This window comes from Pseudomonas sp. FP2338 (assembly GCF_030687515.1).
Taxonomy (GTDB): domain Bacteria; phylum Pseudomonadota; class Gammaproteobacteria; order Pseudomonadales; family Pseudomonadaceae; genus Aquipseudomonas; species Aquipseudomonas salomonii.
Genome location: NZ_CP117436.1, coordinates 4,884,816 through 4,911,697 on the forward strand (window position 1 = coordinate 4,884,816; position 26,882 = coordinate 4,911,697).

Consider the following 26,882-nt stretch of genomic DNA (forward strand, 5'->3'; position numbering starts at 1 on the left):
CATTTGACCGAGCCAGTCTTGAGACCTATGCCAGGCCAGCATCCGTGGTCGGCACAATCAATATCCCCGCTCGCAAACCATTCTTGACCTTCGGGTTCGGGAAAATGATACGCGCGCCCTCCTCCTCGATCACCCAGCGGGTCTTGGCCACGTCCTCGGCCAACAGGTAACCCTTGGCCAACGGCGAGAAGTTTTCCACCTCCGCCGGCAGGTGCAGCACGAAGGCATCACTGTGCTTGATCACTTCGCGGGAGACGGCAAACAGTTGCAGGCCATCGAGGCTCTCGGTTTCGGGTTCATTGCCCTCGATGATCTGCTTGAGGCGCGTTTCCAGGCGTGACACATCCACGCCCTGGTTCTGCCCGAACGGCCGGGCCTTGCCCAATTCCAGGGTAAAGGCCTCAGCGTCCAGTTGCTCGTAGGTAAACGCGGTGAAGGTGATCGAGGTTTTGTTCTGCAGCAACACCGCCTGCATACCGGCAGCGTTCAGGCGCGCCAGTTCATGGCGCGAATGCTGGCGCCCTTCTTTCCACGGGTACAGCGCGAACTGTTCGATCTTCGAACCGCGAATGGCCGTGTGCAGGTCGTAATGCAGGCGCGAACGGCCTGGCAGGCTGAAGAAGCTGCGAGCCAACTGCTCAAGCTCGGCAGCGCGCATGGCCTCCGGGCCGATGTTTTGTTCGTGACGGCCATTGAACAGCCGGTTGACGTCCAGCTCCAGGTAACGCTCGCCGCGGCGCATGGCCTCGGGGTTACCGAACAGGAACAAAATACGATGGCGGGGTTTGATCTCCCCACGGGCGATGCCATGCAACAGGCGGTCGAGCAATTCGATCGGCGCGGTTTCGTTGCCATGGATGCCGGACGACAGCAGCAGGTCGCCGCCGTTGTCCAATGCCAGCGGAGGGCGCACTTCAAGCGCGCCTTCGCTGAGCCAGCGCATCTGCACGCCGTCGACAGTCAGTTGAATTTTTTGCGCCGGTTCGCGACCGGCGAGGGTCAGTTCAAGCAGTTTGCCGAGGGCGAGCATAAGCAGCTTCCTTAGTGGTTGCAGCCTGGGCCGTGAACGTGATCGTCGTCATCACCTTCAACGTCGGCCGGTTCCATTTCCAATTGCAGGCTCATCAGGTTGGTGGCCAGCGGGCGCATCAGCAGGTTGGCGTATTCGGCGTCACCCTCTTCCACGTCCACGCCGATCAGCAGTTGGCCACGGCCGTCGTGCTGGATCCAGATTTCCTTGCCCTGCCACACCACGGCGACGCGGGTGCAGGAGGTTTCCAGCTGGGTGCCGTCGGTGTCTTCAAGGATCAGTTTCAGGGTGTCGGTGGTCATAAATTGTTCTCAGCATAGGGTGTAAAAAGAGGCAGATTTAATTGATCTGGAAAGGATAAACCGAGCCCAGTTTAAGGATTTGCGTCAGTTCATCCAGTGCCGTCCGGCACTCAAGCAGCAATTGCGGGTCAGCCAGGTCGCTTTCACGCAGGCTGTCGCGGTAGTGCTTGTCGACCCATTGGGTCAGGGTTTCGTACAACGGCGCGGTCATGATAACGCCTGGGTTCACCGCCGCCAGTTCCGTTTCATTCAAGGCCACGCGCAAGCGCAGGCACGCCGGGCCACCGCCGTTCTGCATGCTTTGCTTGAGGTCGAACACTTTCACTTCACGGATCAGCCCACCGGACGCGGTCAGGCCTTGCAGGTACTGCCAGACACGCTCATTGGCGCGGCACTCTTCCGGCACGATCAGCAGCATCGAGCCGTCGGCGCGGGTCAGCAACTGGCTGTTGAACAGGTAGGAACGCACCGCGTCCTCGACGCTGACCTGGGCACGCGGCACACACACCGACTGGAAGTTGCCCCCCAGCTTGCCCAACTTGCCTTGCAGTTCGGCGAGCATCTGCTCGGTATTGAGGAACGCGTCCTCGTGATAGAACAGTACTTCGCCGTTGCCCACCGCGATCACGTCATTGTGGAACACACCGGCATCGATCACCGCCGGGTTCTGCTGGCCGTACACCACGCCGTCATCTTTCAAGCCGTGCAGGCGTGCAACCGCCTGGGACGCTTCAAGGGTCTGGCGCGCCGGGTATTTTTGCGGGGCCGGGTAACGGGTGTCGAACGCACTGCGGCCGAACACGAAAAACTCAACCCCGGCCTCGCCGTATTCACGGCAAAAACGCGTGTGGTTGGCGGCGCCCTCATCGCCGAACTGCGCCACCGCCGGCAACGCGGCGTGATGGGCGAAGTGCTTGCCATCGGCAAACATCGCCCCCAGCACACGGCTGGTGGTCGGGTGCTCGATGCTGCGGTGGTATTTGCAGTTGAGGTTGGCGGCGGTGAAATGCACGCGGCCATCCGCGGTGTCGGCGCTCGGGCTGACCGTGGCGGCGTTGGCCACCCACATGCTTGACGCCGAGCAGCTTGCAACCAACAAAGGCATGGCGTGCTTGGCGGCTTGCTGGATAACTTGGGCGTCGGTGCCGCCAAAACCGAGGTTGCGCAAGGCAGCCACATCCGGGCGCTCTTGCGGCGCCAGCACGCCTTGCACAAAGCCCATGTCCATCAGGGCTTTCATTTTCTGCAGGCCCTGCAACGCCGCTTCCTTGGGGTTCGAGGACTGCTGGCTGTTGCTCTGGGACGCGACGTTGCCGTAGGACAAACCGCCGTAGTTATGGGTCGGCCCCACTAGACCGTCAAAATTGACTTCACAGGATTTCATCGGCGAGGCTCCACGAACATCTGTTTTTATAGGCATCTGGTTACTTGAACGCACCACTGACCTTGTGTGGGAGCTGGCTTGCCTGCGATGGCATCACCTCGGTTTGACTGAAAGACCGAGTCGCCTGCATCGCAGGCAAGCCAGCTCCCACACAAGCCTGCTCCCACCTTTAGATCAGTGTAATGCCCGGCGTCAGTGTCGCTGGCAACACCAAACTCGGGGTCTCCAGCGAAGCCACCGGGTACGCGCAATAATCCGCCGCGTAATAGGCACTGGCGCGGTGGTTGCCCGAGGCGCCCACACCGCCGAACGGCGCAGTACTGGCAGCGCCGGTCAGCTGTTTGTTCCAGTTGACGATACCGGCACGGCTTTCCAGCCAGAACTGCTGGTAGCGCGCTTCGGAATCCGACAACAGCCCCGCCGCCAGGCCATATTGAGTGTTGTTGGCCTCGGCAATCGCACCGGCAAAATCAGCGTAGCGGATCACTTGCAGCAAGGGGCCGAACAGTTCTTCATCCTCGCGCTCGCTCACGCCAGTCACGTCGATGATGCCGGGTGTCAGCAAGGCGGCCTGCGCCTGCGGCTGAGTCATTTCCAGCAGGGCCACGGCGCCATTGGCCAGCATCCGCTCCTGGGCGTCCATCAAGGCTTTGGCCGCGCCGAGGGAAATCACCGAGCCCATGAACGGCGCCGGCTGTTGATCGAATGCACCGACTGCAATCGTCGCGCTGACCGCCACCAGACGCGCCAGCAACGCATCGCCCCAGGCGCCTTGCGGCACCAGCAAACGACGGGCACAGGTGCAACGCTGGCCAGCCGAAATAAACGCCGACTGAATAATGGTGTAGACCGCCGCGTCCACGTCGGCCACTTCGTCGACCACCAGTGGGTTGTTGCCGCCCATTTCCAGGGCCAGGATCTTGTCCGGGCGCCCGGAGAACTGCTGGTGCAGATGATTGCCGGTACGGCTGGAGCCGGTGAAGAACAACCCGTCAATGCCTGGGTTGGCCGCCAGGGCCATACCGGTTTCCCGCGCGCCTTGCAGCAGGTTCAACACGCCCGCCGGCAAACCGGCTTCGACCCAGCATTGCACGGTCAGCTCGGCGACTTTTGGGGTCAACTCGCTCGGCTTGAACAATACCGTGTTACCCGCCAACAAGGCCGGGACGATATGCCCGTTCGGCAAGTGGCCAGGGAAGTTGTACGGGCCGAACACCGCCACCACACCGTGGGGCTTGTGACGCAATACGGCCGTGGCATCGCCCAATGGGCCGCTCTTTTCGCCGGTACGCTCGCGGTAGCTTTGCACCGAGATGGCAATCTTGTTGGCCATGCTGGTGACTTCGGTGGCCGACTCCCACAGGGGCTTGCCGGTTTCTTCACCGATGCAACGGGCGATTTCATCGGCGCGGCTTTTCAAGGTGGCGGCGAAGGTTTCCAGCACGCTGATGCGTTCTTCCAGCGGGCGCCTGGCCCACGCTGGAAACGCCTGGCGCGCGGCTTGCACGGCCGACTCAACCTGCTCGGCGGTGGCGCCGTTGCCAGTCCACAACACCTGCTGGGTCACCGGGTTGCGCGACTCAAACAGTTCACCCTGGCCAGCCAGCCAGCTACCTGCGATATACAACGAATTCATTATTTCGACTCCCGAGCAGCAGACAACGCAACAGCGCGCACTTGATCACCCACCACCAGTTGCAGGCGTTTGGCGGTTTGCGGATCGACCACCAAAGTGCCTGCCGCCAGCCGGGCCGGAGCGGCGGTAATACGGCACTCCTCGCGCTTGCGGTTATGGATCAGGAACGGCGTGGCGTCGTCCCCCGGCGTGCCGATGGCCAACACCAGCGACTGGCTGTCGCGCACCGCACGGATTTTGCTGGTCTCACACTCCACCGCCGGGCCGGCGTCGAAAATATCGACATAGCCCTGGTAGCTGAAGCCTTCACTCTTGAGCATGCTCAATGCAGGCTCGGTGTCCGGGTGGACCTTGCCGATCACATTGCGCGCGTCTTCCGACAGGAAGCAGCTGTACAGCGGAAACTTGGGCATCAGCTCGGCGATAAACGCCTTGTTGCCCACGCCGGTGAGGTAATCCGCCTGGCTGAACTCCATCTTGAAGAAGTGCCGGCCCAGGCTTTCCCAGAACGGCGAGCGCCCGGCGTCGTTGGACACGCCACGCATCTCGGCAATGATCTTGTTGCCGAACAGCTGCGGGAACTCGGCGATAAACAGCATGCGCGCCTTGGCCAGCATGCGGCCGTTAAGGCCGGTGCGGTAATCGGCGTGCAGGAACAACGAGCACAATTCGGAATTGCCGGTGAGGTCGTTGGCCAGAAACAGCGTCGGAATCTCGCGGTAAATGTTCAGTTCCTGGGAGGCGCTGACGGTCAGGCCGACCCGGAAGTTGTACCAAGGCTCACGCAAGCCGACGGCACCGGCAATGGCAGAAATACCCACCACACGGCCTTCGTCGTTTTCCAGCACGAACAGGTAGTCGGCATCACCCCGCCCGGCTTCGCCGCGAAAGGTTTTTTCCGCCCAGCCAACCCGGTGGGTCAGGCGCTCTTCGTTGGCCGGCAAGGTGGTGAGGCCGGTGCCGGTGCTGCGCGCCAGATCAATCAGGGCCGGTAAATCGCTGCTGCGTACGGGACGAACGATCATGCTATCTCCTCAGACGGGCCGCTGTTACCAGCCACCCGCGAAACTCAGTCTTAAACAGCCACCAGGCGCACACTCGCGCCTTCGCCGACGCCCAGGGCTTCGGCCGCTTCCAGGTCCAGGGTCACTGGCTTGCCCGGCGCGTAGTCCAGCTCCAGCATCACCGCACGGTAATCCTGCAACTGCGCGTTGCTCACCAGGTACTGGCGACCGACACCCTTGACCATCTCGCCGATTTTTACCGGCACCACACGGCTCTGGGCGATCGAGCGAATGCCCGAGACCCGTGCGTGCAACGTCGGGCCACCGTCGAAGATGTCAATGTAGTGGTCGGTTTCGAAGCCTTCGCGCATGAGGATGTCGAAGGTGATCTGCGCACGCGGATGTACTTGGCCCATGGCTTCCTGGGCTTCGTCCGGCAACAGCGGCACGTAGATCGGGTAGTGCGGCATCAGTTCGGCGAGGAAGGTGCGGCTTTTAAGCCCGCACAGGCGCTCGGCGGCAGCGTAGTTGAGGTCGAAGAAGTTGCGACCGATGGCGTCCCAGAACGGCGAGTCACCGTTCTCGTCGCTGTAGCCGACGATTTCGGTCACCACCGAGTCGGCAAAGCGCTCGGGGTGGCTGGCGACGAACAGCAGGCGGCCACGGGAATTGAGTTCCGACCACGGCGAACCGACCAGCGCAGGCTGCACGTAGAAACTGGTGAGCAGGCTGTTGCCGGTGAGGTCGTGGCACTGGGAAAGCACGTGGATCTTGTTGTGGATCTTCAGCTCGCGGGAAGCGTGCACGAAGGTCTCGTTACGGAAGCTGTAGAACGGCTCCGAGTAACCGGCAGAGGCGACGATGGCCGAGCAGCCGGCAAGCTTGCCGGTCTCGGTGTCTTCGAGCACGAAGAAATAGCTTTCTTCACCGTTGAAACTCACCTCGGCCGCGAAGGACGCTTCGCTGGCGGCGATTTTATCGCTCAGGCGTTCCACATCGTCCGGCAAGGAGGTGACACCAATCGGGCTGTCCGCAGCCAGACGCTGTACCTCGCCCAGATCAGCCATTTGCGCGGGGCGCATCACCAGCATGGTGTCACTCCTTAACTCGAAAAACTCACAGAGGGAAAAATGCCGGACAGGTTTTGAATCAACACAGCGTGTAAGTGGGCTTGTGTGGCGAGGGAGCTTGCTCCCGCTGGGCTGCGCAGCGGCCCCAAGATTTTGGGAGCGCTTCGCACTCCAGCGGGAGCAAGCTCCCTCGCCACACAAGCGGGTCCCACGTTTGATCCGGTCCGGCCTTTAGAATTTTTGTTCGGCACCCGGATCGCCAGGCACCGAACGGTCCATCACGCTTGCGTCAGCGTCTTCACCGCACGTTCGAAGCGGTCCAGGCCTTCGTTGATGTCCGCCTCTTCCACCACCAAACTCGGGGCGAAACGCACCACGTCAGGGCCGGCTTGCAGGATCATCAGGTTTTCTTTTTCGGCCGCGTTGAACACGTCCTTAGCTTTGCCTTTGAACGCGTCGCTCAGCACGCAACCGATCAGCAGGCCCATGCCGCGCACTTCGGTGAAAATGCCATATTGCTTACCGATCTGTTCCAGGCGCGCCTTGAACAGGTCGTGCTTGGCATTCACGCCAGCCAGCACTTCTGGGGTGTTGATCACGTCGATCACCGCTTCAGCCACCGCACACGCCAGCGGGTTGCCGCCGTAAGTGGTGCCGTGGGTGCCCACCACCAGGTGCTTGGCCAGGTCTTCACGGGTCAGCATGGCTGCGATCGGGAAACCACCGCCCAGGCTCTTGGCGCTGGTGAGGATGTCCGGCGTCACGCCGTAATGCTGGTAGGCGAACAGGTGGCCGCTGCGGCCCATGCCGGTTTGCACTTCGTCGAACACCAGCAGCGCGTTATTGGCGTCGCACAGTTCGCGGGCGCCTTGCAGGTAAGCCAGCTCAGCCGGCAATACACCGCCTTCGCCCTGGATCGGCTCCAGCACCACAGCGCAGGTCTTGTCCGACACGGCGGCTTTGAGGGCGGCCAAGTCGTTATAAGGCACGTGGGTGATGCCGGTGATTTTAGGCCCGAAACCATCGGAATACTTGGACTGCCCACCGACGTTGACGGTGAACAGGGTACGGCCGTGGAAGCTGTTCAGCGCGGCGATGATCTCGTACTTCTCGATGCCGAAACGGTCGAACGCGACACGACGGGCCAGCTTGAACGCGGCCTCGTTGGCTTCGGCGCCGGAGTTGCAGAAGAACACGCGCTCGGCAAAGGTGGCGTCGATCAGCTTATGGGCCAGGCGCAGGGCCGGCTCATTGGTGAACACGTTGGAAACATGCCACAGCTTGTTGGCCTGTTCGGTCAGTGCACCGACCAGCGCCGGGTGGGCGTGGCCCAATACGTTAACCGCGATGCCGCCGGCAAAGTCGATCAGCTCGCGACCGGCCTGGTCCCACACGCGCGAACCTGCGCCACGCACGGGGATAAAGGCGGCAGGTGCGTAGTTGGGCACCATCACCTGGTCGAAATCGGCACGTTGCACCGGGGCTTGCTCAACGGACATCGGAGTCTCCTGAAGAGGAACGCCTGCCTGGAACTGGCGGGCGATGCAGGGATTGTAAGGACAGTTTTCAGTGCGGCCTTGCCGCCAAGCGACAACTTCTTATAGCGCCAACCCGCGTTTTTGGCGGGTTTACGCCAATGCGACAAATAGCGTCGCAATGGCGCAGTTTAAACGCTGCGTCGCTTCAGAGGCAGGGGCGTTGCCGGTTGATTTTAGCCGGTTGCATTAACTATCTGCCTCCCTGGCGCCGATCAGGCTTGCTGTGATGTCGGGGACGCCACTCACTGAAGGATCAGCCCCGTGACCATCCTGACTCAAACCACGCTCATCCCACACCTCACCCGACACCTCACCCGCGCCGCCGACAGGGTGCCCGCCGGGGTTCACACCCGCCTGCCGCAATGGTTGGGCAACGCCTCAAGCGCACGGCGCGAGACCCTGAAAAGCACCCCGCTTGAGTTTGCCGATTGGCAGGCCGACACCCGTCGCCAGCAACAAGCGCCCCTGCGGCAAGCCATGGCCGAGCACTGGGCCACGCAAAACCAGCTCGACACCGCCCTGGCGGCGCTGCAGACGCCGCAAGCGTTCGCGGCGCCCTTGCTGCAAGAGGGGCTCAAGTCGCGCTTTGGCCTTGAGCTGGATGTCAGCGCCACTTACCTGCGCCTCTACGCACCCTTGACGATACCGTTGTTCCCTGTGGACTCGGGAGGCGTCAAGGCCTGGACCGTGTCGCTGGTGGACGCAGCGCTGCACAATTTCGACGCCGCCGAAGGCGAAAAAGCCGCTTACACCACCGACTCCACCTTCATCACCCAACCCTCAGCCGCTGGGCAATTCGACACCCTGCCCGCTGTGACTGAAAAAATCAGCATCGCGCAATTCGTCGGACTGTGCCGCGAACTGGACATCGGCGCGCAGTACCAACGCTACCTCAAAGGCTTTTTCGGCTTCCAGAACACCACGCTGCAGGCATCGCTGCGCAGCAAGGTGATCGCCAATCTCAAAGCCGAGGCGCAAACCTGCATGCACATGGCGCGCCTGAAAAAAGACGCGAGCGAATCGACGCTGCGCACACTCCGGGCACAACTGGACGGCATCAGCGGCTTGACACTCCAGGGCAAGATTCTGCTCAACCACGATTTGAGCCTGATGGGCGCACCGCTGACCGGCATCGTACTGTTCGCCGCCGACCTGGAACTGCACCAGAGCGCAGTGCCCATGGTGGCGTACATTCCGGGCGACCCACTGGCGCCCCTCAAGTATTACGCCGATGGCACCGTGTTCATGCGCGACCTGGCCGACAAGCTGCGCGATAGCGACTACCAGGCGTTTTTCAGCCGTTTCGTCAACCATGAACAGCGTGGCTACTTCTTTGCAGACCTCAACAGCCGACTGTCCAAGGTCGTCTGGCATTCGCCGCAGCCCGGCGACCCGCGCCCCATCTGGCGCGATGAACCTGTGACCCACCCCAACCTGCAGTTTTATGCGACAAAAATCACCGGTAGGCTTTACGAACACCTCTACGAGACCAAGCTCGACAAGCTGCTCAATGACGCGCGGGTGATCGCCGTCCCCACCGCAGACGCCGACAGCAAGGCACGCTGGCAACGCTGGGACGCTGTGCAGAAGGTCGCTAAGGCCATTTTCGAAGTCGCCGCCTTTATCGTGACCCCTTTTCTGCCGCCCCTGGGCGCGCTGATGCTGGGCTACACCGCCTACCAACTGCTCGACGACGCATTCGAGGGCATCGTCGATTGGGCCGAAGGACTCAAGCGCGAGGCCTTCGGGCACTTGATGTCGATCCTCGAGCAAATGGTGCAACTGGGTCTGTTCGCAACCGGCGCACCGATTGCCGAAGGGTTGCTGCGACAGGCACTGCCCAAACAGCTGTGGAGCTTTTTTGACGCGCTTACCCCGGTCACAACCGACGGCAAGACCCGCCTGTGGAGGCCCGACCTGGCGCCCTATGCCCATGACATTCAACTTCCGCCTGAATCGCGCCCCAATAACGAGGGGCTGCATGCCCATGCGGACAAACAGGTGCTGGCCCTCAATGGGCAACACTTCTCCATCCAGCAGGAATCGGGCAGCGCCTTTCTTACCCATCCCAGCCGTGCACACGCCTATCGCGCACCCATCATCAGCAATGGCCAGGGCGCCTGGCTGACAGCGGCAGATCGCCCGTTGACCTGGGATCGCAGCACCTTGCTGCGTCGACTCGGCCCACCCGCTGACACACTCAGTGAGGCGCGGCTGGAGTGGGCGCATCGCATCAGCGGCTCCGAGGATGCCGCCCTGCGCAAGCTGCATATGGACCGTCAGCCCCCGCCGCCACTGCTGGCTGACACCCTCAAGCGCGTCGCTATTGACCAGCAGTTGCAAGACTTTATCGACCAGATGAGCAGCGACGACCCTGTGCAGTACCAAAAAGCCGACCCTCAAACCCAACTGTGGCTGCTGAGCCAGACTGGCCTGTGGCCCGAGACCAAGACCTTGCGCTTTCTCAACGCCAAAGGTGAGACCGTCTGGGAGCATAAAGGCCAGGAAAACTCGGCGGTGGCGCAAGTCCATGAAGCCCAGATGAAAAACGGTGACTTGCTCAAAACCCTGCTGGAAACCCTGGACGAATCGGAGCGCAAAACCCTGCTTGAGGAAGCATTCGGTACGCCTGCCGCCCACCTGTCTGTGCGCGCGGCCAAACTGCGTAAACAACTGGCACGTCAAGCCCAGGCCAAGCGCGCTTCATTGTTTGACTCGCGCTACCGAGGGCTGGAAACCACCGATGACCCGCGCCAGCAAAAACTCATCGACAGTGCGCCCGGCCTGCCCACCAGTGCGGCGCACGAGGTGCTGTTCGGCGCCAGCGGCCAAGACCTGCTGGCCATGGATCAAGGCAACCTGCCAGCGCACCTGGTGGAGCGCGCACGCTGGGCGGCGCATCAGGCCAGGATCAGCCGAGCGTACGAAGGCTTGTACATGGACGCCCTGGAAAGCAGCGACACGCAACGACTCGCGCTGCACTCGCTGGAAAAACTGCCGGGCTGGTCGCCACAGGTGCGCCTTGAAGTGCGCGACTTCAGCCGCACCGGTACGGTACGGGACACCATCGGCCCGCTGCAGGCACCGATCCAGCGCACCTTGGTGCGCACGATCGACGGCGATTATGTGCCCGAAGACGGCAAGGGCGCCCTGTTCGGCGAAACCGACCTCTATACCGCCGTGCTCCAGGCACTGCCCGACGCGCAACGCGACGCGCTGGGTATCCACATTGGCCAAGGCCCACTGCTGAAACAGACCTTGCGCCAGTACGCGCTGGCCCGTGAGCCGCTAGGGGAGCTGCTGGCAGCTGCGCCTGTGCGCAAGCCCTTTTACGACCCCAGGCTGATGCGCTTGCCCGGCGGCATGGAGGGTTACAACGCCAGCGCCGCTGATCACAGCAGCACCCCTGAGGCGCTGTTATTACACGATCTGTACCCCAGCCTCGACCCGGCAGAAGTGAACTATGCACTGAGCGTCATGCGAACCCACCCCGGCTCGCCCCTGCAGACGCTGCACTATTTGAAAAATGAATACTCACAGCTGGAAACCGACCTGGCGAGCTGGCGCTCCAACCTGTCCCAAACGTTCCTCAACACCGACGTTCCGCTTGTTTCCTCAACGGTTGCCGAAGAGAAACTCCATCGCTGGATCGGGACCCACCAACTGCTCCGTGCCTGGCGACACGAGACTCCGCAGGACAGCGAATTTGCCCCAGGCCGCCAACTGCAACTCCACGCGCCCTTGTACGGCGAACTGCCCACCATCAACGCCAACTTCGATCACATCTCCCAACTGAGTTTGAAGGGTTATCACACCACCCAGGGCGCTCCCGCCTTTTTGGCCCACTTTCCCAATCTGCGCACCCTGGAGATCAGCGATATAGCGCTCAATACGCTGCCTCCCGAGGTCATGGCGTACCCCCAACTCAATCGTCTGACGCTGAGCAATTGCAACCTGAACCTGACCACACAGAACCGCGCACAACTGGCCACTTTGAGCCAATTGAGAAGCCTGGACCTTTCCCGCAACTTCCAGCTGTCACTTTCCCCCAACCTTGGGCAAATGCCTGAGCTGCAGACGCTGAACCTCAGCCAGACGCATATTTCACTATTCCCCGAACACCTTATCAATCGCCCTCAGCTCACGAGCGCCGACCTCAGCGGCAACTACCTGAGCAGGCTGCCGGAGGCCCTGTTCAGCGTGCCCGCCGAACGAGCCAGAGCGTTTGATTTGTCGGGCAATCCCCTTTCACGCGCCACCCTGGAAAAGATCAAACGCTATTGCCAGAGAACCGGCGAACACTTCGGCGCAGACGCCAACCCCTTCGAGCGCCGCCTGGTCAATGAGCTTTACCCCACCTTCACTGACGACGAGGCAAATAATTTTATCTTCAGGTTACCCGGTGGGCTGGATGACTCAATGCCCGCACTCGTGCGCTTGAAAGCCGACTACCAACGACTGCAAACAGACTTGCAGCAGTGGACACTGGATATACCTGACCGCTACCCGTTCATAGACACGCCCATGGACGAAGGCGTGCGAGCACAACAGCAACTGCTTCGCCACCAGCTCAAGGCCTTGCTGGAAGAAAGCTGGCGACGGGAGACCCGCCTGGATTCAAGCCAGGAGCCGCCGACCACCGACCATGAAATGGCGCTGGACCTACCGTTACTCGGCGATTTACCGGTGCTGAATGTGGACTTTAAACATGTGACGAAGCTGGAGCTGAGCGCAGAGCAAGCCACCTCAATCCCCGAAGGCTTTCTTGTGCGTTTTCCCAACCTGGCAACCCTGCACATCCATCGTTATGCCCTGCCGGACATTCCTGCCGATGTGTTCAAGCTGCCCAAGCTCAAGACACTGATCATGTCCCATAGCCGTATGCGCTTGACGGCAACCAGCGCCGACGCCTTGAGCGACCTGCAAAACCTTGAGTACCTGGACCTCAGTGGCAACCCCTTGGGCATCACGCCCGACGTCAGCAAAATGTCCGGGTTAACCAGCCTGATCATCGAAAATGCCGGCCTTACCGAGGTGCCCAACGGAACGTTCAACCTGCCATCCCTCGATCAACTGGACCTGAGAAACAACCGGATAACCGAGCTTCCCACCGACCTGCTTGAGTTGGCTGCGGACAGGGCCGATGGTTTCGTTCTCGGCGGCAATACGTTCTCGCCTGAAACGATCGCCCTGCTGGTGCCGTATTACAACCGCACCGCAGTGGACTTTGGCATCCCGCAGGTCAGGCAACACGCGCAACTCAGCCCAACGTCGTCAACCGACGCCTCAGAAGAAGAAACCGAACAATAAAGGCCACTCAACCGCGCTCGGACGGCACGGACGACAATTCAAACGGGCTGCTGCTGCGCCGCTGGTTGCGGTCTTCACGCGGGGTGGCGCCAAAGAAGTTGCGGTAAGCGCTGGAGAAGTGCGGCCCCGAGGAGAAGCCGCACGACAGGCCGATCTGGATGATCGACTTGCTGGTTTGCATCAGCATCTGGCGCGCCTTGTTCAGGCGCAGTTCCAGGTAATACTGGCTGGGAACGCGGTTGAGGTATTGCTTGAAGATGCGCTCGAGTTGTCGTCGTGACACGCACACATGCTGGGCAATTTCGTCGGTGGTCAACGGCTCTTCGATGTTGGCCTCCATCAGCAGCACTGCCTGGGTCAGCTTCGGATGGCTGGAACCCAGGCGGTTTTGCAGCGGAATGCGCTGGCGCTCGCCGCCTTCGCGGATGCGCTCCACCACCAGTTCTTCGGAGACCGCACCGGCCAGTTCGGCGCCGTGGTCACGGGCCAGCACCGCGAGCAGCAGGTCGAGTACCGACATGCCGCCACAGGCGGTCAGGCGGTCGCGGTCCCAGTCAAACAGGTGGCTGGTGGCGATGACCTTGGGGAAGCGCTCGGCGAAGTCATCCTGCCAGCGCCAATGCACGGCGGCGCGGTAGCCGTCGAGCAGACCCAACTGAGCCAAGGGATACACGCCCGCCGACAAGCCACCAATCACACAGCCAGCCCGCACAAGCTGCTTGAGCGCGCTGCTGAGCTGGGAGGCGATGACGGTCGGCGGCTCATCCGCCAGCAGGAACAGCTTCTGGAAACCTTCAAGCTTGCCGGCCCATGGTTCGCCCGGCAATTGCCAGTCGCCCTCGGTGCGCGGTTCGGCCTGCAAAAACGACAGTTCGTACACCACGTCCGGATGCACCCGCTGAGCAACGCGCAAAGCCTCCTCAGCCAGCGCAAGCGTCAGTGCTTTTGTGCTGGGCCAAATCAGGAAACCAATTTTATGGGCGGTCATTTAGGGGCTATCCGAAGCGAGTAACAGTAATGAAGACAAGGGCCAATGCTAGCCCGGAAACCAACACAAATCTCAAAACAAATGGCGATCCAATGTGGGAGCTGGCTTGTTGTGGCGAGCAAGCTTGCTTGCGCTGGGGTGCGAAGCGCCCCCAAAAGCCGGCTCCAGCTGCGCTGTCGTGCGCGAGCAAGCTCCCTCGCCACAACAAGCCAGCTCCCACAGGGACGGAAGTCAACTTCCGAGCTGCGAAATATGCACTATTTGAGTGCACAAAAGCAGTCTTGATTATTTCAAGCTACCCGAAAGGAACTGCTGCAACCGCTCGGACTGCGGGTTCACCAGCACTTCACGCGGGTTTCCCCGTTCTTCGACGATGCCTTTGTGCAAAAACACCAACTGGTTCGACACTTCACGGGCAAAGCCCATTTCGTGGGTCACCACCACCATGGTGCGGCCTTCCTGGGCCAGGTCCTGCATCACCTTGAGCACTTCACCCACCAGCTCCGGGTCGAGGGCCGAGGTCGGTTCGTCGAACAGCATCACCTCCGGCTCCATCGCCAGGGCACGGGCGATGGCCACGCGCTGCTGCTCACCACCGGACATGTGGCCGGGAAACGCATCCTTACGATGGCCCACACCGACCTTGGCCAGGTAATGCTCGGCCTTCTCACGCGCGTCTTTTTTCGACATGCCCAGCACATGCACCGGCGCTTCCATCACGTTTTCCAGCGCAGTCATGTGCGACCACAGGTTGAAATGCTGGAACACCATGGACAGGCGCGAACGCATGCGCTGCAATTGTTTAGGGTCGGCGGCCTTCATGGCACCGTCCTTGTTGGCCACCAGTTTCAGCTCTTCGTTATTGAGCAGAATCTTGCCGGCGTGGGGTTGCTCCAGCAGGTTGATGCAGCGCAAAAAGGTACTTTTGCCCGAACCACTGGAACCGATGATGCTGATCACATCACCGGCCGCGGCGGCCAGGGACACGCCTTTGAGCACTTCATGACTGCCATAGCGTTTATGCAGGTCTTGGACTTCAAGTTTGTACATGCGGTCGGTTCTCACAAAAACAGGTGGTCAGTCGTTGAGCAAGCGCCCGTGACGCAGCGCTTCGCGCCCCGCCACCTTGGCCAGCCAGAAACCCGCTTGGGCATAACGTAGCCGTTCAACGGCAAACAACACCCCGGACGTCCCCGCGCAGACAATGCTGACGCGGTCGGTCAGAGGGTCAATCACTTCAAAAATCTCATCGCCCGCTTCTACCCGGTCACCGGCTTTACGCAGGTAACTGATCACACCGGCATGGGGCGCAAACAGCAACTCGGTGCCTTCGAAGGGCAGGCCTTCGCACGCGTCGTATTGCGGCGCCGGCCATTGGCCGCTGATCAAGCCTTGCTCGGCCAGGAACGCGAGGATGCCTTCGGCGTGGAAAATCGCTTCATCACGGCCGGTGTCGGCCTGGCCACCCAATTCCAGGGTAGTCGCCAGGCACGCCAGCGGAACCTGTGCCTCGGGGAACGCCTGCGACAGACGCAACCACGGCAGCGAGCAGGCCTCATCAAACGAACTGCCACCGGAATCTTCCGCCAGCAGGCCGACCTTCACATTCAAATGCGCCGACAACGAGCGCCACTGCGGCCAGTGCTGGGGCAACGCATACATGTGCAACGCGGCTTCGGCGTCGCAATGCAGGTCAAGGACGATATCGGCGGTGCAGGCGTGGCTCAGCAAGATGCGCTGCATGCCTTGCAGCTGGCTGCCTGGCGCGGGCAGTGCGTTGAGTGCGTCGGTCATCGCTTGGCGGATCATGCGCACGTTGGCGTGCGGGTCATCGCCCAGCTTGCCCTTGAGCAACTCGGCAACCGGCGCGCTCAGCTCGACGAAATCACGGTTGAAATTCTTGCCGCTGCCGACTTCGAAACGCCCCTGGTGGCTGCCTTGCAGCAACTGGCCCAAGCCCATCGGGTTGGCCACCGGCACCAGCTCGATCACCCCGTTGAGGGCGCCTTGCTGTTCCAGTTCGGTGAGGCGCTTTTTCAGCTCCCACGCGGCGCGCATGCCCGGCAATTCGTCGGCGTGCAGGCTGGCCTGGATATAGGCCTTGCGCTCGCCAGTGCCGAAGCGAAATACGCTCAGTTGGCGTTCACACCCCAGGTGGCCCCAGGGCAACAGGTGATCGATACGTTCCATATCAGTGCTTCCGTGGAGCCAGGTAGCTCAGCCAGCGGCGCTCGGCCAACTTGAACAGGCGCACCAGGATAAAGGTCAGGCACAGGTAGAACACGCCGGCGGTGATATAGGCTTCGAACGGCAAGTAGTACTGGGCGTTCACGGTGCGTGCAGCACCGGTGATGTCGATCAAGGTGACGATGGACGCCAGGCTGGTGGTCTGCAGCATCATGATCACTTCGTTGCTGTACTGCGGCAGCGCCCGGCGCAGGGCCGACGGCAGCAGGATGCGGCGGTACAGCTTGTAGCGCGACATACCCATGGCCTTGGCCGCTTCGATCTCACCGTTCGGCGTGGCCTTGAGGCTGCCGGCGATGATTTCGGCGGTGTAGGCGCTGGTGTTGATCGCAAACGCCAGGCACGCGCAGAACGTGGCGCTGGACAGCAGTGGCCACAGGAAGCTTTCGCGCACGGCTTCGAATTGCGCCAGGCCGTAGTAGATCAAAAACAGCTGCACCAGCATCGGCGTGCCGCGGATCACGTAGGTGTAGAGCCAGGCCGCACCGTTGATGACCGGCTGCTTGGACACGCGCATCAAGCCCAGGGGCAAGGCGGCGAGCAGGCCGAAGAACAGCGAAATGGCCAGCAGTTTCAGGGTGGTTGCCAGGCCGCCAAGGTACAGCGGCATGGCTTCCCAGATGACGTTGTAGTCGAAGATCATAGATCAGCCGCCCTTACGCCTACCGAGTAGCGCTTCTCGAGATAACGCAGGGCCAGCAACGACACGCTGGTGATCACCAGGTACATCGCCGCCACTGCGAGGAAGAAGGTAAAAGGCTCACGGGTGGCGTCTGCCGCCTGCTTGGCCTTGAACATCATGTCTTGCAGGCCCACCACCGAGATCAGCGCGGTAGCCTTGGTGAGTACCAGCCAGTTGTTGGTGAACCCAGGGATCGCCAACCGAATCATCTGCGGCACCATCACCCGGAAAAACACCTGGAAACTGCTCATGCCATACGCAAGGCCGGCCTCGGCCTGGCCCTTGGGAATGGCCATGAAGGCGCCACGGAAGGTTTCCGAGAGGTAGGCGCCAAAGATGAAACCCAGAGTGCCGATACCGGCGGCCAAGGGGTTCAAGTCGATATAGTCGTCATAGCCAAGCATCGGCGCGACGCGGTTTAACAAGTCCTGGCCGCCGTAGAAAATCAGCAGAATCAGCACCAGGTCGGGGATCCCGCGGATCACCGTGGAGTACAAGTCACCCAGCCAAGCCAACCAGCGCACCGGCGACAGGCGTAACGCGACCCCGATCAGACCCAGAACAATGGCCAAGGCCATGGACGACAAGGCGAGCTGAAGCGTCAACCATGCGCCATCGAGGATGACAGCCCCGTAGCCGTTCAACATGATTCAGGTCCTCGAAAAGGGGGATGAAAAAATGGCGCAAACTTCAGAATCTTCTGTTGCTTGCGCCATTTAGGACAGACAGCTGCGACGAGTTACTTAGGCTCAGCGCCGTAAATATCGAAGTCGAAGTATTTGTCCTGGATTTTCTTGTATTCGCCGTTGGCACGGATCGCGGCAATCGCAGCGTTGAACTTGTCCAGCTCGGCCTTGTCGCCTTTGCGTACAGCGATGCCGATGCCGTCACCGAAGTACTTGGCGTCGGTGAACTGTGGGCCCACGAACGCGTAGCCTTTACCGGCCGGGGTTTTCAGGAAGCCGTCTTGCAGCAGGGTAGCGTCAGCCACGGTGCCATCGAGGCGACCGGCTTCCACGTCCAGGTAGATTTCGTTCTGCGAGCTGTAAGGCACAACCGTGACGCCTTTAGGGGCCAGGACTTCCTTGGCGAAACGATCATGAATCGAACCGCGTTGCACGCCGATTTTCTTGCCTTTGAGTTCATCCAGGCTGTCGCTGACGGTGGTGCCTTCCTTCATCACCAACTGCGCCGGGCTCAGGTAGTAGCGGTTGGTGAAGTCCACGGACTTCTTGCGGTCTTCAGTGATGGACATGGACGACAGGATCGCGTCGATCTTGCGCACTTTGAGCGCAGGGATCAGGCCGTCGAATTCCTGCTCGACCCATACGCACTTGACCTTCATCTCTGCGCACAGCGCGTTACCGATGTCGTAGTCAAAACCGACGATGCTGCCATCCGGCGCCTTCGAGGCAAACGGAGGGTAAGCCGCTTCGATACCAATTTTCAGAGGCTTTTCATCAGCGAAGGCCTGCATGGACAGCACGGACAGCGCCAGGGCGCCCAACAGCACAAGTTTCTTCATCTTGGGACTCCATCGGTATAGGGCAAAAAGCAGAATGAGCCGTGGCCCACGATGCGACTTAAGTGAAACCGAATAGCGGTGCTGCGTCCTACCCCGAATTGATACAGGAGACGACGAGCGAGTGATCGGCATTCTAACGACAGGCCGGAAGCCGATATTTCCTCAATGCGACAACAATTTACAGAAGCACCGAGAAAGCGGTTCCAGCTCATTGACAGCCTCTGAATTTTATGCAGAGACAAAAGATATTAAACCTGTTGATGCTGCAAATTGCGGGCCTATTATTCGCAAACCCTTCTAGCACGGCAAGTCTGGCGTTTAATCTTATTTGTGAGGGTGTCTAAAACGCGGGTTTTCAGGGCGCAGACGTAGCACATTGCCTCAGGATTGGGCGTGGGGTTACACATTTAGGCTGGACGGTAACATTCAGAAACCTCCTACGAAAGAAACCGATATTTATTGGCCTACACGCAGATCGTTCCCACGCGGAGCGTGATCAGACTCCGGCCATGAAACACATTCCAAATGTGGGAACTGGCTTGCCTGCGATAGCGGCCTGCCAGCCAACCCACCTTTGCCTGACACGCCGCTATCGCAGGCAAGCTGAACTGGCCTAATGATTTTGGACACTTCAATCGGGCGCTATGATGGCGCCCAAATCTGAGGTGTTTGGATATGCGCAAATCTTATTCGAGTGAGTTCAAGCTCAAAGCTGCCAGCATGGTGCTGGATGAAGGGCTGCAGGTTCCCGAGGTGTGCGCCAGTTTGGATATTGGCCCTACAGCCTTGCGCCGCTGGGTGGATCAGGTGCGTAAAGAGCGATTAGGCTCGACGCCGGTAGGCGCCAAGGCGATTACTGCCGATCAACGAGAGATTCAGAGGCTCAAAGCGTTGCTTCGGGAGAAAGACCTGGACATCGAAATCCTAAAAAAGGCCAGTGCTCTCCTGCTTTTGGACGCCAAAGATCATTCACGCTGATCGATGAGCTGGACGAGCAGTACGGCGTCAACAGGTGTTGCCGGGCGTTCGGCGTCAACAGAAGTAGCTTTTACGCTTGGCGTCAGCGCCAAGGCAGAGCAAATCCTGAGCGGGAGAAGCTCAAGGCCGCGCTGGTCAGGCATCACAAGGCATCGCGGGCTTCTGCGGGAGCGAGAACTTTGGCGAAGGAGCTGCAAGAGAAAGGGCATCGCATCGGGCGGTACTTGGCTCGCAGTTTGATGCGCGAAGCGGGGATCGCCAGCCGTCAGCGCCGACGTCACAAGTACAAATCGCCCGGCGTGGAAGCGTTAGTGGCCCCGCATGTGCTCAAGCGCAAGTTTGATGTGACGGCGGTTAACCAGGTGTGGTGTGGAGACGTGACGTACATCAAAGTCGGGAAGCGGTGGCTGTATTTCGCCGCAGTTCTGGATTTGTTTGCTCGTCGGGTCGTGGGTTGGTCGTTTTCTATGATTTCCGATGCCACGCTGACCTGCGAGGCTTTGCGGATGGCAGTTGAGCTTAGAGGCCGCCCTAAAGACGTGCTGTTTCACTCAGACCAAGGTTGTCAGTACACGAGCCATAAGTTCAGGAATGAGCTGCTGGAACATGAGCTACGGCAAAGCATGAGTCGTAAAGGCGAATGCTGGGATAACGCTCCGATGGAGCGCTTCTTCGGAAGTTTGAAATCAGAATGGGTGCCTGAGACGGGCTATGAATCAGAGCATGAGGCCCGGGCAGATGTGCAGCGCTATGTCTCTCGCTACAACATCTCCAGGCCTCACAGTTACAACGATTACCGGTCGCCGGTCGTCAGGGAGAGACTGGCGGCGTGAACCTTAAATGGTGTCCAAGATTACTTGACCAGTTCAAGCCAGCTCCCACATTGACCCGGTTTCGTCATCAAGGCCGGCACGAGCCCCACAAAAAAAGCCCCACCCGGCTCACGCCGAATGGGGCTTTATCCTACCCAGCCCGCCTTACGCGACGTTCATGGTCTTGTGCGTCTCAATCAAATGCGCCACCACACCTGGGTCGGCCAGGGTGGAGATATCCCCCAACCCGTCATACTCGGCTGTGGCGATCTTGCGCAGAATCCGGCGCATGATTTTACCCGAACGTGTTTTCGGCAAGCCCGGTGCCCACTGGATCACATCCGGCGAGGCAATCGGCCCGATCTCTTTGCGCACCCAGTTTTTCAGCTCCAGGCGCAACGCTTCGTTCGGCTCTTCGCCATTCTTGAGCGTGACATACACATAGATGCCCTGCCCCTTGATGTCATGGGGCACACCCACCACCGCCGCTTCGGCGACTTTCGGGTGCGCAACCATGGCGCTTTCAATCTCGGCGGTGCCCATGCGGTGGCCGGAGACGTTTAACACGTCGTCCACGCGCCCAGTGATCCACCAGTAGCCGTCTTCATCGCGACGCGCACCGTCGCCGGTGAAGTACATGCCACGGAAGGTCTTGAAGTAGGTGTCGACGAAACGGTCATGGTCGCCATACAGCGTGCGTGCCTGGCCCGGCCACGAATCGAGGATCACCAGGTTGCCTTCGGCAGCGCCCTCGATGATGTTACCGAGGTTGTCCACCAGCGCCGGCACCACACCAAAGAACGGACGTGCCGCCGAGCCCGGCTTGAGTGCGTGGGCACCCGGCAGCGGGCTCATCAAGGTCGCGCCGGTTTCGGTCTGCCACCAGGTGTCGACGATCGGGCAACGGGATTGGCCGACGTTCTTGTAGTACCAGTCCCAGGCTTCCGGGTTGATCGGCTCACCCACCGAACCGAGCAGGCGCAGGCTGCTGCCGTCCACGCCTTCACAGGCGGCGGTGCCCGAAGCCATCATCGCGCGGATCGCGGTGGGCGCGGTGTAGAGGATATTGACCTTGTGCTTATCGACGATCTTGCCGACCCGCGTGATGTCCGGGTAGTTCGGCACGCCTTCAAACAGCAGCGTGGTCGCGCCATTGGCCAGCGGGCCGTAGACGATATAGGTGTGGCCGGTGACCCAACCAACGTCGGCGGTGCACCAGTAGATTTCGCCCGGGCGGTAATCGAACACGCGTTCGTGGGTCAGGGCTGCGTACAACAAATAGCCGCCGGTGGTGTGCTGCACGCCTTTAGGCTTGCCGGTGGAGCCCGAGGTGTAAAGGATGAACAGCGCTTCTTCGGCGCCCATCTCTTTTGGCGCACACACAGTGCCCGCCACTTTCATCAGGTCTTCGTACCAGATGTCGCGATGCTGGTTCCACTTGATGTTGCCATTGGTGCGCTTGCACACAATGACTTTCTGGATGCTGCTGGTTTCCGGGTTGGTCAGCGCGTCGTCGACGTTGGCCTTCAGCGGAATCTTCTTACCGGCGCGGATGCCTTCGTCGGCAGTGATCACCACCTTCGACTTACAATCGATGATGCGACCGGCCAGGGCCTCCGGCGAAAAACCGCCAAACACCACGGAGTGAATCGCACCGATGCGGGTACAGGCCAACATGGCGACCACGGCTTCGGGGATCATCGGCATATAGATAGTCACCACGTCGCCGCGGTGCACATCCTGGCCGCGCAGGGCGTTGGCGAACTTGCAGACTTCTTCATGCAGCTCGCGGTAGGTGATGGTGCGGCTTTCGGAAGGGTCATCGCCCTCCCAGATGATCGCAGCCTGATCACCACGCTCGGCGAGGTGGCGGTCCAGGCAGTTGTAGGAAACGTTGAGGGTGCCGTCGGCAAACCATTTGATGTCGACATGGTGGTCGTCGAAAGAGGTCTGCTTGACCGCAGTGAAAGGCTTGACCCAGTCAAGGCGCTTGGCTTGCTCGCGCCAGAAGCCATCGGGGTTGACCACCGACTGCTGGTACATGGCCTTGTAGGTCGCCTCGTCGGTCAGCGTGTTGGCTGCTACTTCGGGGCGAACGGGGTACAGGGAAGCCGCACTCATCTTTCTTACCTCGGTGACATAGTTGTTGTTGTATGGCCCCTGTTGTAGCCGGGGCGCCCCCATAGAACCATTCGACGATGGTAGTAACAAGCCCCTACAAAATGCCCTGCTATGCCCTTTCAGCGCTCTGGCCCACGGCCTGCGCGGCTTTGGCACCTGATGAAAAAACCTTTACCACGGGATTGTTACAAAAACCGCCAATAGTGTTTATCAAAAGCACGGGTATATGAATATAAGCCGCAGGCCTAAAATCAACTCCGCCAACAAGGCAACGTGATTAACACCGTAACAGCCCCCACCAAGGCAACGTTAATCCGAACTTCCCAATTTTAAAGTTACACACGTGGCCTCATAAGAGCCCCGTGACCCCTTTCGCCCTGAAGAAGGTAAATACAGAAATGAAAGCGTTAGTAGTTTTGGCCCTCAGCAGCTTGTGCGCCACCGCCGCCCTAGCCGACGAAGCCCCGACTGAGCTGGCCGGACAGAACCCACCGATCGTTGAAGACTACACTTACAGCACACACTTGGATGTGGCCAAAGTATTGTCCATGAGCAACATCCCGGATGTCTGCAACGTTGTACCGGTACAAATGGAATATGAAGACTCGCAAGGTCAGCGGCATATTCTTAATTATCAAGTGATGGGCAATGGTTGCTCTAACGGGTAATAACTTTTTCAGTAAGATTTAAACCCGGATCTTGGTCGCCGCAAGAAATCGTTCTTGCGGCCAAGAACCGCCCTCTGGCCCACCGCCAACCCAATATGGGCGCTGGCTTGCCTGCAATGGCGATCCCAGCCAAACACATCCCCTACAGCCCTCCTCAATTCCCCCTCCCACAGCCCCACGAAAACTATCCCACCGCCCGTCAAAAAATTCCTACCCCAGCAAAGCCTTGCAAACACACGCTCTGGCCGAAAACCACACCATTTTGGCCCTCTATCGTGACCATCCGCCGCAACACAAAGCCGATTTTTTCCCTATAATGCGCGGGTAAATCGGGCCTGCAATATCCCTTTACACTGGGATGAAGAGCCAGACCTGAGGCCTCCGCGCGAGCCTGCATCTGTTGCTGCGCACCTCAAGCCTCAAGCAGAACCCGTAACCCTATTCCGTTTAATTGCCTGCGCGAGCTGTTGCAACAAACGATTCCTTAAGATCCACCGCGGCCTCTGGGCCGTGTGAACACCCAACCATCCGGTTTCACACGGGCACCTTTGAGCCCTCACGCAGGAGACGACACGTCATGCTGAGCTGGGACGAATTCGACAAAGAAGAAGAAGGCGAAGTAGCCGCCAAAGGCGCCAACGCCGGCCACGCCACCGAAGCCAACATGGACCGCCTCGACGGTGCCGGCGCTGCCGCCGCCATCGAAGCCCGCGCCGTCACCGCCAGTGACTCCGCCGCCATCGTGCGCGCCAAGGCCGCCCTGGACAAACTCGACGTCGCCGAAGGCCTCGCTGAACTCGAAGGCTCCGCCGCCCGCGTCGCCGTCGACGAAAAGCGCATGATCAACTGCCGCGCCGACCTCAACCAACTCGTACCCTTCAAGTACGACTGGGCCTGGCAAAAGTACCTCGACGGCTGCGCCAACCACTGGATGCCGCAAGAGGTCAACATGACCGCCGACATCGCCCTGTGGAAAAACCCCGAAGGCCTCACCGACGACGAACGCCGCATCGTCATGCGCAACCTCGGCTTCTTCTCCACCGCCGACTCCCTGGTTGCCAACAACCTGGTGCTGGCCGTGTACCGCCTGATCACCAACCCGGAGTGCCGCCAGTACATCCTGCGCCAGGCCTTCGAAGAAGCGATCCACACCCACGCGTACCAGTACTGCATCGAATCGCTGGCCATGGATGAAGGCGAGATCTTCAACATGTACCACGAGATTCCATCGGTCGCCAAAAAGGCGGCCTGGGGCCTCAAATACACCCGTTCGATCTCCGATCCGAAGTTCGAAACCGGCACCGTCGAAACCGACAAAGAACTGCTGCGCAACCTGGTCGCCTACTACTGCGTCCTGGAAGGCATCTTCTTCTACTGCGGCTTCACCCAGATCCTGTCCATGGGCCGCCGCAACAAAATGACCGGCGTGGCAGAACAGTTCCAGTACATCCTGCGTGACGAGTCGATGCACCTGAACTTCGGTATCGATGTGATCAACCAGATCAAAATCGAAAACCCGCATTTGTGGGATGCCGAGATGAAGGAAGAAGCGACCCAGATGATTCTGCAAGGGACGCAGCTGGAGATTGAATACGCGCGCGATACCATGCCGCGCGGCGTGTTGGGGATGAATGCGGCGATGATGGAGGACTATCTGAAGTTCATCGCTAACCGTCGTTTGTCGCAGATTGGGTTGAAGGAAGAGTATCCAGGGACGACTAACCCGTTCCCGTGGATGAGCGAGATCATGGACTTGAAGAAAGAGAAGAACTTCTTCGAAACCCGTGTGATCGAGTACCAGACTGGTGGTGCGCTGAGCTGGGATTAATCCCTAAGCCGGCATCATTAAGAAGCCCTGACATGTTCAGGGCTTTTTTTGTGTTCCGTGCTCTGATTAGGAGCCTTCTTACACCAAGATCATCCACAGAAGGGTTGATAGAATTTTCGATGCTACATAGTCTCGTCCATCGGTGCCTAAGAAACGCCCAACGTAGAAGCTAGCCTCACTCACAGTCAAAAATCCGCCTGTCGTATTTCATGCGGGATTAATGTTGTGTTGGGGTGCCGCAAGTTGGGGTTTCTTAATTCCGCTCTCTACGTTGGGCTCCTGCCCTTGCGACAATCATGTAGAGATCACAGGAAATGCCTAGCCAATATCTGCTCGATTTGCCTACCGCAAAGAAGGTTTTCACGACTGAGCCTTTTATTGCTGTTGTTTTCACGCGCCAGAATCTTCAATTACACACCCTCCTTTTAGAGAACCAACCCTGGTTCTGCGCTCGCGATCTTGGGCGGTTGATGGGCTGGTATTTAGATGAGCGCACGACTCGCAAGCTCGATGTAGACCAACGAAGAACCGTCAAGCTGCTATTTCATGGCCAACCGGAAGAAATGCTGATGATTAGCGAATCCGGTGCTTACGCGTTGTTGGTCTATCACTACACACCAGGAAATCGCCTGCTACGTAGCTGGCTGACTCATGAAGTAGTTCCGACGTTGCGGGACGAACGCCAGCCAAGAACGGTGGAACGCCCATTGTTGAGCTTACTGGACTGGCCGGAGATGTCGTTGAACCTGCTGCATTGGCAAGATGAAGGCTGGATAAGGCTTCGGGATATGCCGTTCTTACTGGTTAACCGGACGTACCGGAGGGAGTCCGTAAAGACTCCATGGTGGCGAAAGCTCACCCAACTTTTCCGAATAAAGCAGCGAATTTGCTGACGTAAACGAACGGCAAGTCCCGCCGACTCGTAGGAAATTTCGTAGACGCAATAATGGCTACTCAGTATCGTCCGAGGGTTTTCTACCCTCGGCGGCTGTATGGATACGAAAAAAAGTAATACCGGATGGAGCGATCAGGAGCTTGAAGCGTCCGTCGATGGCTACCTGAAAATGTGGACCCTTGAACGAAGTGGGCAAGCCTTCAAAAAGTCAGATGAGAACCGGTTACTGCGAGAGGGGCCACTCAACCTGCGCAGCGCTTCGTCAATTGAATATCGAATGCAGAATATCTCTGCGGTATTTGAACAGCTGGGTTTGCAACGTATCACTGGCTATATGCCTGCGAAAAACATCGGTGCCGGAGTGAGTGAACGTATTCGCAAGGTGCTAGCAACAAAACCTGGCCTGCACGCTGAGCTTGGTCTGGCAGCCGTAGATAAGCCACTGCCCGGCGAGCGCCCGACTTTTTCGAAGCCCTTCCTTGTAATTGAGCCACAAGGCATTCTGAATCCACGGCAGTTGTTTACTGTCAGTCTTTCTTACGCACGCGCAGAGCATGTACGAATGCTGGTTCGACAGTTTGCGAATGGGGTCTGCGAAGGTTGCGATTCGCCAGCGCCTTTCGCTGGGATTGATGGCCAGCCATTTCTTGAAGTACATCACGTCAAGCACCTGGCCCAGAAGGGTTCGGATCGCACGACCAATGCTGTAGCCTTGTGCCCCAATTGCCATCAGCGTTGTCACCGGTCAAGTGACCGGGAGGCTTTCACTGAGGAGCTCTACTCCAAAGTCGGAAGATTGGCACGGGAGTAAACTCCAGTGGTCACACCTGATGAACGCTCAAAAAATACTAGATAGGACCGAGG

General features: G+C 59.5%; 20 protein-coding genes. 6 read left to right on the forward strand and 14 right to left on the reverse strand.

The genetic code is table 11. From position 1 onward, the window contains the following. Positions 1-25: 25 nt before the first annotated feature. The 7 genes from astE to PSH96_RS22100 all read right to left on the reverse strand — a co-directional run bounded on the left by astE (position 26) and on the right by PSH96_RS22100 (position 7,925). Positions 26-1,030 carry a succinylglutamate desuccinylase gene (gene astE / locus PSH96_RS22070; protein WP_305455026.1) on the reverse strand — a complete coding sequence of 335 codons (1,005 nt, stop codon included), beginning with the start codon at positions 1,028-1,030 and terminating at the stop codon, positions 26-28. A gap of 11 nt (positions 1,031-1,041) precedes the next feature. Then, on the reverse strand, positions 1,042-1,332 hold the full coding sequence (locus PSH96_RS22075) for a hypothetical protein (protein ID WP_003214319.1): 291 nt from the start codon (positions 1,330-1,332) through the stop codon (positions 1,042-1,044). A 37-nt stretch (positions 1,333-1,369) separates the two neighbouring features. Further along, a complete protein-coding gene (astB, locus tag PSH96_RS22080; RefSeq protein WP_305455027.1) occupies positions 1,370-2,716 on the reverse strand; it encodes an N-succinylarginine dihydrolase in 1,347 nt (448 codons plus the stop codon). Between the two features lie 169 nt (positions 2,717-2,885). Beyond that, entirely contained in the window at positions 2,886-4,355 is a 1,470-nt protein-coding gene (astD, locus tag PSH96_RS22085) for a succinylglutamate-semialdehyde dehydrogenase (RefSeq protein WP_305460138.1), read from the reverse strand. Then, complete coding sequence (gene astA, locus PSH96_RS22090) at positions 4,352-5,377, reverse strand: arginine N-succinyltransferase (RefSeq protein WP_305455028.1); 1,026 nt, start codon at positions 5,375-5,377, stop codon at positions 4,352-4,354. Before astA ends, astD begins: the two co-directional genes overlap by 4 nt. Before the next feature lie 50 nt (positions 5,378-5,427). Beyond that, positions 5,428-6,447 (reverse strand): arginine/ornithine succinyltransferase subunit alpha, encoded by a 1,020-nt coding sequence (aruF, locus tag PSH96_RS22095; RefSeq protein WP_017138424.1) that lies wholly within the window; start codon positions 6,445-6,447, stop codon positions 5,428-5,430. A gap of 257 nt (positions 6,448-6,704) precedes the next feature. Continuing rightward, positions 6,705-7,925 (reverse strand): aspartate aminotransferase family protein, encoded by a 1,221-nt coding sequence (locus tag PSH96_RS22100; protein ID WP_305455029.1) that lies wholly within the window; start codon positions 7,923-7,925, stop codon positions 6,705-6,707. 300 nt (positions 7,926-8,225) lie between these two features. On the opposite strand from PSH96_RS22100, the gene PSH96_RS22105 reads away from it, so the two are divergent. Continuing rightward, a complete protein-coding gene (locus tag PSH96_RS22105; RefSeq protein WP_305455030.1) occupies positions 8,226-13,274 on the forward strand; it encodes a leucine-rich repeat domain-containing protein in 5,049 nt (1,682 codons plus the stop codon). Positions 13,275-13,281: 7 nt separating this feature from the next. On the opposite strand, the gene PSH96_RS22110 is transcribed toward PSH96_RS22105, so the two are convergent. The 6 genes from PSH96_RS22110 to PSH96_RS22135 form a co-directional block, all read right to left on the reverse strand. After that, a complete protein-coding gene (locus PSH96_RS22110) occupies positions 13,282-14,262 on the reverse strand; it encodes a GlxA family transcriptional regulator (protein WP_056861681.1) in 981 nt (326 codons plus the stop codon). Between the two features lie 285 nt (positions 14,263-14,547). Further along, the gene (locus tag PSH96_RS22115) at positions 14,548-15,312 is read right to left on the reverse strand and encodes an ABC transporter ATP-binding protein (RefSeq protein WP_003214336.1); all 765 of its coding nucleotides are present in this window, start codon (positions 15,310-15,312) and stop codon (positions 14,548-14,550) included. 27 nt (positions 15,313-15,339) lie between these two features. Continuing rightward, positions 15,340-16,452: a succinylglutamate desuccinylase/aspartoacylase family protein gene (locus PSH96_RS22120; protein WP_305455032.1), complete on the reverse strand. Its 1,113-nt coding sequence runs from the start codon at positions 16,450-16,452 to the stop codon at positions 15,340-15,342. Position 16,453: 1 nt separating this feature from the next. Then, positions 16,454-17,152 (reverse strand): ABC transporter permease, encoded by a 699-nt coding sequence (locus tag PSH96_RS22125; RefSeq protein ID WP_058422264.1) that lies wholly within the window; start codon positions 17,150-17,152, stop codon positions 16,454-16,456. Beyond that, on the reverse strand, positions 17,149-17,838 hold the full coding sequence (locus tag PSH96_RS22130; RefSeq protein WP_017138431.1) for an ABC transporter permease: 690 nt from the start codon (positions 17,836-17,838) through the stop codon (positions 17,149-17,151). The genes PSH96_RS22125 and PSH96_RS22130 overlap by 4 nt, the downstream gene beginning before the upstream one ends. Positions 17,839-17,930: 92 nt before the next feature. Next, entirely contained in the window at positions 17,931-18,716 is a 786-nt protein-coding gene (locus PSH96_RS22135) for an ABC transporter substrate-binding protein (RefSeq protein WP_305455036.1), read from the reverse strand. Between the two features lie 675 nt (positions 18,717-19,391). On the opposite strand from PSH96_RS22135, the gene PSH96_RS22140 reads away from it, so the two are divergent. Beyond that, positions 19,392-20,527 (forward strand): IS3 family transposase gene (locus tag PSH96_RS22140; protein ID WP_370694308.1). Its coding sequence is split into 2 segments (ribosomal slippage): positions 19,392-19,641 and positions 19,641-20,527, totalling 1,137 coding nucleotides; the frame shifts between segments, so codons are not numbered across the junction. 144 nt (positions 20,528-20,671) lie between these two features. Here PSH96_RS22140 and acs read toward each other — a convergent pair. After that, positions 20,672-22,627 carry an acetate--CoA ligase gene (acs, locus tag PSH96_RS22145; RefSeq protein ID WP_056861684.1) on the reverse strand — a complete coding sequence of 652 codons (1,956 nt, stop codon included), beginning with the start codon at positions 22,625-22,627 and terminating at the stop codon, positions 20,672-20,674. 398 nt (positions 22,628-23,025) lie between these two features. On the opposite strand from acs, the gene PSH96_RS22150 reads away from it, so the two are divergent. From PSH96_RS22150 to PSH96_RS22165, 4 genes are all read left to right on the forward strand, one after another. Continuing rightward, positions 23,026-23,295: a DUF2790 domain-containing protein gene (locus PSH96_RS22150; RefSeq protein WP_058422476.1), complete on the forward strand. Its 270-nt coding sequence runs from the start codon at positions 23,026-23,028 to the stop codon at positions 23,293-23,295. A 577-nt stretch (positions 23,296-23,872) separates the two neighbouring features. Further along, positions 23,873-25,123, forward strand: coding sequence for a ribonucleotide-diphosphate reductase subunit beta (locus tag PSH96_RS22155; RefSeq protein WP_032879817.1), 1,251 nt, complete (start codon positions 23,873-23,875; stop codon positions 25,121-25,123). 314 nt (positions 25,124-25,437) lie between these two features. Next, the gene (locus PSH96_RS22160; protein ID WP_305455038.1) at positions 25,438-26,016 is read left to right on the forward strand and encodes a Bro-N domain-containing protein; all 579 of its coding nucleotides are present in this window, start codon (positions 25,438-25,440) and stop codon (positions 26,014-26,016) included. 99 nt (positions 26,017-26,115) lie between these two features. Next, positions 26,116-26,829 (forward strand): HNH endonuclease signature motif containing protein, encoded by a 714-nt coding sequence (locus PSH96_RS22165; RefSeq protein WP_305455040.1) that lies wholly within the window; start codon positions 26,116-26,118, stop codon positions 26,827-26,829. Positions 26,830-26,882 lie beyond the last annotated feature (53 nt).

Coding starts and splice junctions, on each gene's coding strand:
- PSH96_RS22150 (WP_058422476.1), top strand. CDS start 23,026: ATGAAAGCGTTAGTAGTTTTGGCCCTCAGCAGCTTGTGCGCCACCGCC.
- PSH96_RS22130 (WP_017138431.1), bottom strand. CDS start 17,838: ATGTTGAACGGCTACGGGGCTGTCATCCTCGATGGCGCATGGTTGACG.
- PSH96_RS22125 (WP_058422264.1), bottom strand. CDS start 17,152: ATGATCTTCGACTACAACGTCATCTGGGAAGCCATGCCGCTGTACCTT.
- PSH96_RS22135 (WP_305455036.1), bottom strand. CDS start 18,716: ATGAAGAAACTTGTGCTGTTGGGCGCCCTGGCGCTGTCCGTGCTGTCC.
- PSH96_RS22075 (WP_003214319.1), bottom strand. CDS start 1,332: ATGACCACCGACACCCTGAAACTGATCCTTGAAGACACCGACGGCACC.
- astA (WP_305455028.1), bottom strand. CDS start 5,377: ATGATCGTTCGTCCCGTACGCAGCAGCGATTTACCGGCCCTGATTGAT.
- PSH96_RS22110 (WP_056861681.1), bottom strand. CDS start 14,262: ATGACCGCCCATAAAATTGGTTTCCTGATTTGGCCCAGCACAAAAGCA.
- acs (WP_056861684.1), bottom strand. CDS start 22,627: ATGAGTGCGGCTTCCCTGTACCCCGTTCGCCCCGAAGTAGCAGCCAAC.
- PSH96_RS22120 (WP_305455032.1), bottom strand. CDS start 16,452: ATGGAACGTATCGATCACCTGTTGCCCTGGGGCCACCTGGGGTGTGAA.
- astE (WP_305455026.1), bottom strand. CDS start 1,030: ATGCTCGCCCTCGGCAAACTGCTTGAACTGACCCTCGCCGGTCGCGAA.
- PSH96_RS22155 (WP_032879817.1), top strand. CDS start 23,873: ATGCTGAGCTGGGACGAATTCGACAAAGAAGAAGAAGGCGAAGTAGCC.
- PSH96_RS22100 (WP_305455029.1), bottom strand. CDS start 7,925: ATGTCCGTTGAGCAAGCCCCGGTGCAACGTGCCGATTTCGACCAGGTG.
- aruF (WP_017138424.1), bottom strand. CDS start 6,447: ATGCTGGTGATGCGCCCCGCGCAAATGGCTGATCTGGGCGAGGTACAG.
- PSH96_RS22160 (WP_305455038.1), top strand. CDS start 25,438: ATGCCTAGCCAATATCTGCTCGATTTGCCTACCGCAAAGAAGGTTTTC.
- astB (WP_305455027.1), bottom strand. CDS start 2,716: ATGAAATCCTGTGAAGTCAATTTTGACGGTCTAGTGGGGCCGACCCAT.
- PSH96_RS22165 (WP_305455040.1), top strand. CDS start 26,116: ATGGATACGAAAAAAAGTAATACCGGATGGAGCGATCAGGAGCTTGAA.
- PSH96_RS22115 (WP_003214336.1), bottom strand. CDS start 15,312: ATGTACAAACTTGAAGTCCAAGACCTGCATAAACGCTATGGCAGTCAT.